Here is a 12,219-nt window from a genome sequence, read left to right on the forward strand (position 1 = left end):
TCCGGCGACCCCACGTTCGCCGAGCTGATCGAGCGGGTGCGGATCGCGGACCTGGAGGCGTACGCGCACCAGGACCTGCCGTTCGAGCGGCTGGTGGAGGCGGTCAACCCGGAGCGTTCCCTCGCCCGGCACCCCCTCTTCCAGACCATGCTCAGCTTCGACAACGGCGCCCGTGACGCCGCCGCCCGGCCGGGCGCGGCCGGGGTGGAGCCGGGCGGTCCCGAGGGGCTCTCGGTCGCCGGGCGTCCGCTGGGCGCCCCGTCGGCGAAGTTCGACCTGTCCTTCGAGATCGTCGAGCACGGTGGTGCGGCGGCGGCCATGAGCTGCGCGCTGGACTACAGCACCGACCTGTTCGACCGTGCGACCGCGCAGGGCATCGCCGACCGTTTCGTGCGCGTCCTGTGCGCGCTCGCCGACGACCCGCGGGGCCGGGTCGGCGAGGTGGAGATCCTCGGTGCCGACGAGCGGCGGCTCCTGGCCGAGTGGAACGACACGGCCGTGGACCACCGGGACCGCACGCCGGTGCACGTGCTGTTCGCGGAGCGGGCGGCCGCGCGGCCGGACGCCGTCGCGCTGACCGGAGCCGGGGGCACGCTCACGTACCGGGAGCTGGACGAGCGGGCCAACCGGCTCGCCCACCACCTCGTCGGCCGGGGTGTCGGTGCCGAGACGCGGGTGGCCGTCCTCCAGGAGCGTTCGGCGGAGCTGGTCGTGTCGACGCTGGCCGTGCTCAAGGCGGGCGGCGCGTACGTGCCGATCGACCCGCACCAGCCGGCGGCGCGCTCCGAGTTCATCCTGCGCGACACCGGCGCGGTGGCCCTGCTCACCGACCGGGCACCGGACGCCGTCGGCTTCGCCGTGGACGTGCCGGTGCTGCGGGTCGGGCCCGGGGGCGGGATCGACCTGTCGGCGGAGCCCGCCGGCGACCCCGGCGTGGCCACCGACGCGGAGCAACTCGCCTACGTCATGTACACCTCGGGCTCGACGGGCCTGCCGAAGGGCGTCGGAAACACCCACCACAACGTGGTGCACCTCGCGGCGGACCGGTACTGGCACGGCGGCAACCACGAGCGCGTCCTGATGCACTCGCCGTACGCGTTCGACGCGTCCACCTTCGAGATGTGGACGCCGCTGCTGACCGGCGGCGCCGTCGTCGTCGCACCGGCCGGGCGGCTCGACGCCTCCGACCTGGCGACGGCGATCGCGGAGGGCGGCGTGACCGGGCTCTTCGTCAGCGCCGGGCTGTTCCGGGTGCTGGCAGAGGAGCGGCCCGAGTGCTTCCGCGGGGTGCGGGAGATCTGGGCCGGCGGCGACGTGGTGTCGCCGGCGGCGGTGCGGCGCGTCCTGGAGGTCTGCCCCGGCACCGTCGTCGCCAACGAGTACGGGCCGACCGAGACCACGGTGTTCTCCTCCGTCAACCCGCTGCGCTCGCCGCGGGAGGTGCCCGAGGCGGTCGTGCCGATCGGCGGGCCGCTGTGGAACACCCGGCTGCACGTGCTCGACACCCGGCTGCGGCCGGTGCCGGCGGGCGTCGCGGGCGAGCTGTACATCGGCGGCGCCGGTGTGGCCCGCGGCTACCTGGACCGGGCCGGGCTGACCGCGCAGCGGTTCGTGGCCGACCCGTTCACGGGCGGCGGCGAGCGGATGTACCGCACCGGTGACGTGGTGCGCCGGCTCCCCGACGGGCGGCTGGAGTTCCTCGGCCGGGTCGACGACCAGGTGAAGCTGCGCGGCTTCCGGATCGAGCCCGGCGAGATCGAGGCGGTGCTGACGGCGGGCGAGGAGGTCGCCCAGGCGGCGGTGATCGTGCGCGAGGACCGGCCGGGCGACAAGCGCCTGGTGGCGTACGTCGTCGAGGCCGCCGCCGCGGCCGTACCGGACGTGCTGCGCGAGCGGGTCGCGGCGGCACTGCCCGACTACATGGTGCCGTCGGCGGTGGTCGTCCTCGACGCGCTGCCGCTCACCCTGAACGGCAAGCTCGACCGCCGGGCGCTGCCCGCCCCCGACTACGGCGCGGACCGGGACGGCACCGGCCGCCGCGGGCCGCGCACCGAGCGGGAGAAGACGCTGTGCGCGCTCTTCGCCGACGTGCTCGGCCTGGACGAGGCGGGCATCGACGACAGCTTCTTCGACCTCGGCGGCGACAGCATCATGTCGATCCAGCTGGTCAGCCGGGCCCGCCGGGCCGGCCTCGAACTGACGGTGCGGGACGTCTTCGAGCACCGGACGGTGGCCGCGCTGGCCGACGTGGTCACGGAGACCGGTGCCGCCCCGGCCGAGGAGCCCGGCGCCGGGGTCGGCGAGGTGCCGCTGACGCCGATCATGCACTGGTTCCTGGAGCGCGGCGGCCCCGCCGACCAGTACAACCAGTCCCGGCTCGTGCAGGTCCCGGCGGGACTGCGGTACGAGCACCTGCGGACCGCGCTCGCCGCGCTGACCGACCACCACGACGCCCTGCGGGCCCGGCTCACCCCGGCGCCCGGGCGGATCCTGGAGATCCGGGAGCCCGGGTCGGTGGACGTCGACGGGCTGCTGCGCCGGGTGGACGCGGCCGGGCTCGGCGAGGAGGCGCAGCGGGACCTGGTGGCCCGCGAGACCCGGGCCGCCCGCGAGCGGCTCGACCTGGCGTCCGGCGGTGTCGTCCAGGCCGTCTGGTTCGACCGGGGCCGCGACCTGCCCGGACTGCTGCTGCTGCTCGTCCACCACCTGGTCGTCGACGGGGTGTCCTGGCGGATCCTCGTGCCCGACCTGGCGGAGGCGTACCGGGCGGTGAGCGGCGGGCGCGCCGCGGGACTCCAGCCGGTCGGCACCTCGCTGCGGCGCTGGTCGCAGCGGCTGGCCGAGGAGGCCGCACGGCCCGCCCGGGCGGCCGAGGCCGGCTGGTGGCAGCGGGTGCTGCGGCCCGGCGACCCGCGCATCGGGCGGCGTGCCCTCGATCCGGCGCGGGACACCTACGCGACGGCCGAGCACCTCACCCTGACCCTGCCGGTCGAGGTGACCGAACAGGTGCTGACCCGGGTGCCCGCGGCGTTCCGGGCGGAGGTCAACGACGTGCTGCTGACCGCGTTCGCGCTGGCCTGGGCGCGGTGGCGGGGCAGCGCGTCCGGGACGGCGCTGATCGACCTGGAGGGACACGGGCGCGAGGAGGAGACCGTCGGCGGGGCGGACCTGTCCCGCACCGTCGGCTGGTTCACCAGCCTGTACCCGGTGCGCCTGGACCCGGCGACCGCCGACCTGGCCGGCGCGTTCGCGGGCGGCCCCGCCGCCGGCGCGGCCCTGAAGGAGGTCAAGGAGCAGCTGCGGGCGGTGCCCGACAAGGGCATGGGATACGGCCTGGTGCGGCACCTCAACCCGGACACGTCCCCCGGTTTCGCCGGGCTGCCGCAACCGCAGGTGGCCTTCAACTACCTGGGCCGCTTCACCACCGCCGGCACCCGGGACGCGGGCAGCGTCACCGTCCCGGACTGGACCGTGCTGTCCACCGCGGCCGGCGTCGGCGGCACCGACCCCAGGGTGCCGCTCGCCCACCCACTGGAGCTGAACGCCCGCACCAACGACGGGCCCGCCGGGCCCGAACTGGCCGCCACCTGGACCTGGGCGGGCGACGTCCTCGACCGGGAGGCGGTGCGGGAGCTGGCCGACCTGTGGTTCCAGGCCCTGCGGGCGCTGACCGAGCACGCCGAACGACCCGACGCGGGCGGACTGACCGTCTCCGACGTGTCCCTGAGCCTGCTGAGCCAGGACGAGATCGAGTTGCTGGAAGACGAGTGGAGGACCGAGTGATGGCGTCGCGTTCCGGACTTCAGGACATCCTGCCCCTGGCCCCCCTCCAGGAGGGCCTGCTGTTCCACAGCGTGTACGACGAGGCGGCGCCGGACGTGTACCTCGTCCAGCAGGCCATCGACCTGGAAGGCGACCTCGACCCGCAGGCGCTGCGGGCCGCCTGCCACGCCCTGCTGCGGCGGCACGGCAACCTGCGCGCGGGCTTCCGCTACGCCGGACTGCAGCGCCCGGTGCAGATCGTGCCGCGCGAGGTGCGGCTGCCGTGGGAGGAACTGGACCTGACCGGGCTGCCCGAAGGGGAGCGGGCGGCCGCCGCGGACCGGGCCGTGGAGGAGGACCGCACCCGCCGCTTCGACCTGGGGAAACCGCCACTGATGCGGTTCACCCTGATCCGCCTCGGGGAGGAGCGGCACCGGTTCGTGCTGACGAACCACCACATCCTGCTGGACGGCTGGTCGCGGCCCATGTTCGTGCGCGAACTGCTCGCCCTGTACGCCTCGGGCGGCGACGACGGCGGACTGCCCCGGGTGCGGCCCTTCCGTGACTACCTCCAGTGGCTCGCCGGGCAGGACCGGGAGTCGGCGCTCGCCGCCTGGCGGGACACCCTGTCCGGGTTCGACGGGCCCACCCTCGTCGCCCCGCAGGCGGGGCAGCGGCCCCCGGTCGTGCCCGGCCGGCTCGAGACCGAGCTCGACACCGCCACCTACGAGGCGCTCAGCGGTCTCGCCCGCGAGCGGGCCCTCACCCTCAACTCGCTCGTCCAGGGCGCCTGGGCGGTCGTCCTGAGCGGGCTGACCGGCCGGGACGACGTGGTCTTCGGCACCACCGTCTCCGGCCGGCCGCCGGAGATCCCCGGCATCGAGACCATGGTCGGCCTGTTCATCAACACCCTGCCGGTACGGGTGCGGCTGCGCCCCGAGGAGCCCCTGGTGGACACCGTCCGCCGGGTGCAGGACGAACAGACCCGGCTCCAGCCCTACCAGCACATCGGCCTGGCCGACGTGCAGCGCCTCGCCGGATCCGGTGAACTCTTCGACACCACCATGGTGTTCGAGAACTACCCGCTGGACATCGGCGCCGAGAACGACCGGCCCGGCGGCATCCGCGGGGTCGCCGTCACCGGCAGCCGCAGCCGCGACGCCACCCACTACCCGCTCGCCCTGGTCGCCGTCGGCCGCGGCGGACTGCGGCTGCGCCTGGACCACCAGCCCGACCTGGTGCCCGAGGAGACGGCCCGCGGCGTCCTCGACCGGCTCGTCCGGGTGCTGCGCTCGGTCGCCGACGACCCCGGCCGCCCCCTGGCCCGCCTCGACCTGCTGGCCGGCACCGAGCGCCGGGCCGTGCTGGCCCTCGGCACCGGCGCGCGGACGCCCGTACCGGACACCGGCCTGCCCGAGGCGTTCCGTGCCCAGGCGCGGCGCACCCCGCGCGACGTCGCCGTGCGGTGCGGACCCGTCGCCTACGACTACGCCACCCTCGACGCCCGCTCCGACGCGCTGGCCGCACGCCTGGCCGCCCGGGGCGTGACGGCCGAGACACCGGTGGCGCTGCTCATGGACCGCTCGGCCGAACTGGTCGTGGCCGTGCTCGCCGTGCTGAAGGCGGGCGGCGCCTACGTGCCGCTGCGGCAGGGCGACCCGGCCGACCGGCTGCGCCGGGTCGCCGCCCTCGCCGAGGTCCGCCTCACCCTGGCCGACCGGGAGCACACCGAGCGGGCCGCGGAACTCGGCGTGCCGCACCTGACCGTCGACGACGGCCCGACGGCGCCGGACCCCGGCCCGCCCCCGCCGCCCCGGCACATCACCGCGGACCGGCTCGCCTACGTGATGCACACCTCCGGCTCCACCGGCACCCCCAAGGGGGTCGCCGTCACCCACCGGGACGTGCTGGAACTCGCCCACGACCGGTCCTTCGCCGGGGACGCCCACCGGCGGGTCCTGGTCCACTCCCCGCACGCCTTCGACGCCTCCACCTACGAGCTGTGGGTGCCGCTGCTGTCCGGCGGCACCGCCGTGGTCGCCCCGCCCGGCGAGCTCGACACCGAAATCCTCGGCAAGCTCGTCGCCGAGCACCGCATCACCGGGATGTGGCTGACCTCCGGCCTCTTCCAGCTCGTCGCCGACGAGGCACCCGAGGCGCTGGACGGGGTGCGGGAGGTGTGGACCGGCGGCGACGTGGTGCCCGCCGCGTCCGTGCGCCGCGTCATGGCCGCCTGCCCCGCCACCACCGTCGTCGACGGGTACGGGCCCACCGAGACGACCACGTTCGCGGTACGGCACCGGCTGCCCGCCGGCGGTCCCGTCCCGGCCGCCGTGCCCATCGGCACCCCCCTGGACAACACCCGCCTGCTCGTCCTCGACGCCGGACTGCGGCCCGTGCCCGCGGGCACGGCGGGAGAGCTGTACATCGCCGGCGCGGGCCTGGCCCGCGGCTACTGGCGGCGGCCCGCACCGACGGCGGAACGCTTCGTCGCCGATCCGTCCGGCCCGCCCGGTGCCCGCATGTACCGCACCGGCGACCTGGTGCGCTGGACGCCCGGCGGCACCCTCGAATACCTCGGGCGCGCCGACGAACAGGTCAAGCTGCGCGGCTTCCGCATCGAACTCGGCGAGATCGAGGCCGTGCTGGGCCGGCACCCGCTGGTCGCGCAGGCCGTGGTCACCGTCCAGGAGCCCCGCCCCGGAGACAAGCGGCTGGTCGCCTGCCTGGTCGCCGAGCGCGGTGGCGACCCGTCGCCGGCCGAGCTGCGCGCGCACGTCGCCGCCGAACTGCCCGACTACATGGTGCCCGGCGCATTCCTCACCCTGGACGCGCTGCCGCTGACCGCCAACGGCAAGGTCGACCGCCGCGCCCTGCCCACCGTCGAACCGGCGACCGCCGCCACCGGGGCCCGGCGGGCGCCCCGCAGCCCGCAGGAGGACATCCTGTGCGGCCTGTTCGCCGAACTCCTCGGCGTGCCGCAGGTGGGCATCGACGACGACTTCTTCGACCTGGGCGGGCACTCCCTGCTCGCGACCCGGCTGGCGGGCCGGGTCCGCTCGGTGCTCGGCGCGGAGATCGCCGTGCGGCAGGTCTTCCAGAACCCCACCCCGGCGGCGCTCGCCCGGGCCCTCACCGCCGCGGGGGCCGCCGCCCGCCCGGCGCTGGAGCGGACCCGCCCCCGGCCCACCCGGGTCCCGGCGTCGTTCGCCCAGCGGCGGCTGTGGTTCCTGCACCGGCTCGAAGGGCCGGGCGCCACCTACAACATCCCCTTCGCGCTGCGGCTCACCGGGGCCCTGGACCAGGACGCCCTGCGGGCCGCCCTCGCCGACGTCGCCGAGCGGCACGAGTCGCTGCGCACCGTCTTCGCCGAGGACGCCGAGGGCCCCTACCAGGTGCTGCGGCACGGCGACGCCGCCCGGCCCGAACTGACGCACGTCCCCGGTGTACCGGCCGACGGGCTCGCCGGGCGGATCGCCGGCGCGGCCGCGCACCCCTTCGCCCTCGACCGGGAACTGCCGCTGCGCGCCTGGCTGTTCGGCACCGGCGCCGAGGAACACGTGCTGCTGCTGGTGGTGCACCACATCGCCGGTGACGGCTGGTCCGTGCCGCTGCTCGCCCGCGACCTGGTCACCGCGTACACCGCGCGGCACGAGGGGACCGCCCCCGCCTGGACCGAACTGCCCGTCCAGTACGCCGACTACAGCCTGTGGCAGCGTGAGACGCTCGGCACCGAGGACGACCCCGGCAGCGCCCTCGCCCGCCAGCTCGCCCACTGGAAGCGGGCCCTGGCCGGGCTGCCGGACGAACTGCCGCTGCCCACCGACCGGCCCCGCCCGGCCGTCGCCACCCACCGCGGCGACCGGGTGCTCTACGAGGTCCCCGAAGCGCTCTACGCACGCGTCCGGGGCCTCGCCCGGGCCACCCAGGCCAGCCCGTTCATGGTGCTCCAGGCCGCCGTGGCCGCCCTGCTCACCCGGCTCGGCGCGGGCACCGACATCCCGCTCGGTTCCCCCATCGCCGGCCGCACCGACGACGCCCTCGACGACCTGGTCGGCTTCTTCGTCAACACCCTGGTCCTGCGCACCGACACCTCCGGCGATCCCACGTTCAAGGACCTCCTCGCCCGCGTCCGGGAGACCGACCTGGCCGCCTACGCCCACCAGGACCTGCCGTTCGAGCGGCTGGTGGAGGCGCTGAACCCCCGCAGGTCCCAGTCCCGCCACCCGCTGTTCCAGACCATGCTCACCTTCAACAACACCGACCAGCGGACCGGCACCGCCGACGGACTGCGGCTGCCCGGCCTCACCGCCGACCCGCTGCCGTCCGGCACCGGCTCGGCCAAGTTCGACCTGCTGTTCTCCTTCGCCGAGCGGCACACCGCCGACGGCGGGCCCGCCGGGCTCGGCGCCGGACTGGAGTTCAGCACCGACCTGTTCGACCCCGGCACCGCGCGCGGCTTCGTCGACCGGCTGCTGCGGCTCCTGGACGCGGCGACGGCGGACCCGCAGCGCCGGCTCGGTGACCTGCCCCTGCTCGACGACGCCGAACGGCGGCGGGTGCTGGCCGACGGCACCGGACCCGAGCGGCCCCGCGATCGGGAGCGGGGTCTCGCCGCCCGGTTCGCCGAGGCCGCCGCCCGCACCCCGGACGCCACCGCCGTGGACACCCCCGGCGGCCGGCTGAGCTACCGGGAGCTGGACGCCCGGGCGGACCGGCTCGCCCGGCTGCTCACCGACCGGGGGGTGGGCCCGGAGGACCTCGTCGCCGTGGCCATGCACCGCTCCGCCGAGCTGGTCACCGCGCTCGTCGCCACCTTCAAGGCGGGCGCCGGCTACCTGCCCGTGGACCCCGCCTACCCGGCGGACCGCGTCGCCGCCATGCTCGACGACGCCCGGCCGCGGCTGGTCCTGACCACCGGCGACGTCGCCGGCCTGCTGCCCGCGGACACCGCGCCCCGCACCGTGCGGGTCGACGACCCCGCCGTCCGGGACGCCCCCGCCCGCCCCGGCACCCCCGCCCCCGCGCACCACCCGGACCATCCCGCGTACGTCATCTACACCTCGGGCTCCACCGGCCGCCCCAAGGGCGTCGTCATGCCCTCCGGCGCCCTGCTGAACCTGCTCGACTGGCACGAGCGGGAGCTGCCGGGCGGACCCGGCCGCCGGGTCGCCCAGTTCACCGCCGTCAGCTTCGACGTGTCCGTGCAGGAGATGCTCTCCGCGCTGCTGACCGGCAGGACACTCGTCGTCTGCCCCGAGGACGTCCGCCGCGACCCGTCCCGGCTCGCCCGGTGGCTCGGGGACCGGGGGATCCACGAGCTGTACGCGCCCAATCTGGTCATCGACGCGGTGTGCGAGGCGGCCACCGCACAGGGGCTCGCCCTGCCCGAACTGACCGACCTGGTGCAGGCCGGCGAGGCCCTCACCCCGCACGGCGCCATCCGCGCCTTCTGCGCGGCCCGCCCCCGCCGTCTGCACAACCACTACGGGCCCGCCGAGACGCACGTCGTCACCGCCGCCCGGCTCGCCCCGGACCCCGCCGACTGGGCGCCCACCGCGCCGCCCATCGGCCGGCCGGTCGACAACACCGCCGTCCGGCTGCTCGACGCCTCGCTCACCCCGGTCCCGCCCGGCGTCCCGGGAGAGCTGTACATCGCCGGGGCCGCCCTGGCCCGCGGCTACGCGCACCGGCCCGACCGCACCGCGGAGCGGTTCGTCGCCGACCCGTACGGACCGGCGGGCACCCGGATGTACCGCACCGGCGACCTCGCCCGCTGGACCCGCGACGGACAGCTCGTCTATCTGGGCCGGGCCGACGCGCAGGTCAAGATCCGGGGCTTCCGCGTCGAACCCGGCGAGGTCGAGGCCGCGCTCACCTCGGCGCCCGGGGTCGCCCAGGCCGCCGTCGTGGTCCGCGAGGACCGGCCCGGCGACCGGCGGCTGACCGGGTACGTGGTGGCCGTGGACGGCGCCCGGCCGCACCGGACCGACCTGCGTGAGCACCTGGCGCGCCGGCTGCCCGACCACATGGTCCCGGCCGCGTTCGTCGTGCTGGACGCGCTGCCGCTGACCCCCAACGGCAAGCTCGACCGCTCCGCCCTCCCGGTCCCCGACCAGAGCAACGACACCCGCTCGCGGCCCGCGAACACCCCCGAGGAACACGCGGTGTGCGCCCTGTTCGCGGAGGTCCTCGGAGCCGAACAGGTCGGCGCGGACGACGACTTCTTCGAACTGGGCGGCCACTCCTTCCTCGCCGCCCGGCTCGTCGGCCGGGTGCGGGAGGAACTCGCCGCCGACCTGCCCGTCCGCGCGGTCTTCGACGCCCCCACCCCCGCCGGCCTCGCCCGGACGCTCGCGGACGGCGGGGCGGACACGGAACGGGGGCGGCGCGCCACCCGGGACCTGCTGCCGCTGCGCGCCCGCGGCACGGCCGCGCCCGTCTTCTTCCTGCACCCCGGCGGCGGCTTCTCCTGGTGCTACGCCGGCCTGGTCCGCCACCTCGGCCCCGACGTGCCGGTGTACGGCGTCCAGGCCAGCGGGCTCGACGGCTCGGGCGCCCTGCCGGCCTCCATGGCGGAGATGACCCGGGACTATCTCGACCGGATCCGGGCGGTGCAGCCCGAGGGGCCGTACCGGCTGGCGGGCTGGTCGTTCGGCGGTCTCGTCGCGCACGCGCTGGCCACCCGGCTCCAGGCGGAGGGGGAGCGGGTGGGGCTGCTCGCCGTGCTCGACGCCTATCCGGCGGGCGAGAACGCCGTCACCGGTGACCCGGTGGAGCACGAGGTCGTCGCCCACAACCTGCGGGCGATGGGCTTCACCTTCGACATGGACGAGCTCATAGCAGACCAGAAGGCGGTGCTGCTGCGGTTCCGCGAGTTCCTGCAGAGCGGGGACCAGAACCTCCGGCACCTGGAGGCCCAGGACATCCTGGCGCTGAAGGACGTCTATGTGAACAATGTCCGGCTCATGCGCCGCTTCGAGCCGGAGGTCTTCGACGGGGACCTCGTTTTCGTCTCCGCCGAGAAGAAGTCGGAAGCCGATCGGTCAACCCGTCTGAATGTCAACTTGTGGCAACCCTTCGTCCGCGGATCGATCGATGTGTGCCCTATAGAATCGACACACGGAAATCTGATGGCGGACGCCCGTCATATGGCCCGCATCGGGCGCTTCCTTGCCGAACGGCTGTGACCCCGTCGGAGTGACGGACCGCGAGAAATGCAATTCTTCGAAAAGGAGCGATCGCATGAGCACCAACCCGTTCGAGGACCCCGAGGGCAGCTACCTCGTCCTGGTCAACGACGAGGGCCAGCACTCCCTGTGGCCGGCGTTCGCCGAGGTGCCTGACGGCTGGCGCACCGCCCTGGAGGCGACCACCCGCGAGGCCGCGCTCGAGTACGTCAACGCCCACTGGACCGACATGCGCCCGGCCTCCCTGGTCCGGGCGATGGAAGGCGCCGACGCCGCCGCCTGACCCCACCCGTGTGGCCCGCCCGAGCGCATCCGCGCGCCCGGCGCGGGCCACACGTCTGTCCGCGCCCGTCCGTGCGCGTACACCCTTCCGTCCGCGTACGCATTCCGTCCGCGCACGCCGTTTCCGTCCGCACTCCGAACCGAGGGGGAATTCACGATGCCGGTCGTTCCGGTCAATGGCATACGCCTGAACTACGAGGAAACCGGAGACGGTGAAACGGTGGTGATGATCCAGGGAACCGGCGGCGGCCGCACCGTGTGGCAGCTGCATCAGGTGCCCGCGCTCACCGCCGCCGGATTCCGTGTGGTCACGTTCGACAACCGGGGAATCCCGCCCACGTCCGAATGCGCCGAGGGCTTCACCCTCCAGGACATGGTCGGTGACGTCGCCGGACTGATCGAACGCCTCGGGCGGGGACCCGTCCGGGTCGTCGGCACCTCGATGGGCGCCTTCGTCGCCCAGGAACTCGCCCTCGCCCGGCCCGACCTGGTGCGCCAGGCCGTCCTCATGGCCACCCGCGGCCGTACGGACGCCCTGCGTGCCGCCCTCACCCGGGCGGAGACCGAGCTGCACGACTCCGGCACGGTGCTGCCGCCCCGCTACGCGGCGGTGCTGCGCGCCCTGAAGTCGCTGTCGCCGAGGACCCTCGACGACGACGCGGCCGTGGCCGACTGGCTCGACCTGTTCGAGCTGGCCCCGCCCGCGGGCCCGGGGCAGCGGGCGCAGATGGAGGTGAGCAGGCTGGAGGACCGGCTCGCCGCCTACCGCGGCATCCGCGTGCCCTGCCTGGTCATCGCCTTCGCCGACGACCTGGTCACCCCGCCGCACCTGGGCCGGGAGGTCGCGGACGCGATCCCGGGCGCCGCCTTCGAGCTGATCGGGGGCTGCGGCCACTACGGGTACCTGGAGGACCCCGCCGCGGTGAACAAGGCCCTGGTCGGGTTCCTGACGGGCCCGGCCGCCGGCTGACCGGGGGCCGCGCGG

The 12,219-nt window shown here is 75.4% G+C and carries 4 protein-coding genes (1 of these 4 cut by a window edge); all 4 read left to right on the forward strand.

What is annotated here, in order from left to right; translation table 11 throughout:
- Positions 1-3,783: the final stretch of a non-ribosomal peptide synthase/polyketide synthase gene (locus IE118_RS10065; RefSeq protein WP_189557413.1), read on the forward strand. Its footprint begins 16,680 nt before the window's first position; the window shows 3,783 of its 20,463 coding nt (coding positions 16,681-20,463); its start codon lies beyond the left edge, outside the window; it ends in the stop codon at positions 3,781-3,783.
- Positions 3,783-10,952 (forward strand): non-ribosomal peptide synthetase, encoded by a 7,170-nt coding sequence (locus IE118_RS10070; RefSeq protein WP_189557414.1) that lies wholly within the window; start codon positions 3,783-3,785, stop codon positions 10,950-10,952. The genes IE118_RS10065 and IE118_RS10070 overlap by 1 nt, the downstream gene beginning before the upstream one ends.
- 55 nt (positions 10,953-11,007) lie before the next feature.
- Positions 11,008-11,235, forward strand: coding sequence for an MbtH family protein (locus IE118_RS10075; protein ID WP_189557415.1), 228 nt, complete (start codon positions 11,008-11,010; stop codon positions 11,233-11,235).
- A 156-nt stretch (positions 11,236-11,391) separates the two neighbouring features.
- Positions 11,392-12,204, forward strand: a complete 813-nt coding sequence (locus IE118_RS10080) for an alpha/beta fold hydrolase (protein WP_189557416.1) — start codon at positions 11,392-11,394, stop codon at positions 12,202-12,204.
- Positions 12,205-12,219: the final 15 nt, after the last annotated feature.

The organism is Streptomyces pilosus (assembly GCF_014649835.1).
GTDB lineage: Bacteria > Actinomycetota > Actinomycetes > Streptomycetales > Streptomycetaceae > Streptomyces > Streptomyces pilosus.

What these genes read in the sequence shown, in the direction of transcription:
- IE118_RS10070 (WP_189557414.1), top strand. Translation starts at nt 3,783, where the DNA reads ATGGCGTCGCGTTCCGGACTTCAGGACATCCTGCCCCTGGCCCCCCTC.
- IE118_RS10080 (WP_189557416.1), top strand. Translation starts at nt 11,392, where the DNA reads ATGCCGGTCGTTCCGGTCAATGGCATACGCCTGAACTACGAGGAAACC.
- IE118_RS10075 (WP_189557415.1), top strand. Translation starts at nt 11,008, where the DNA reads ATGAGCACCAACCCGTTCGAGGACCCCGAGGGCAGCTACCTCGTCCTG.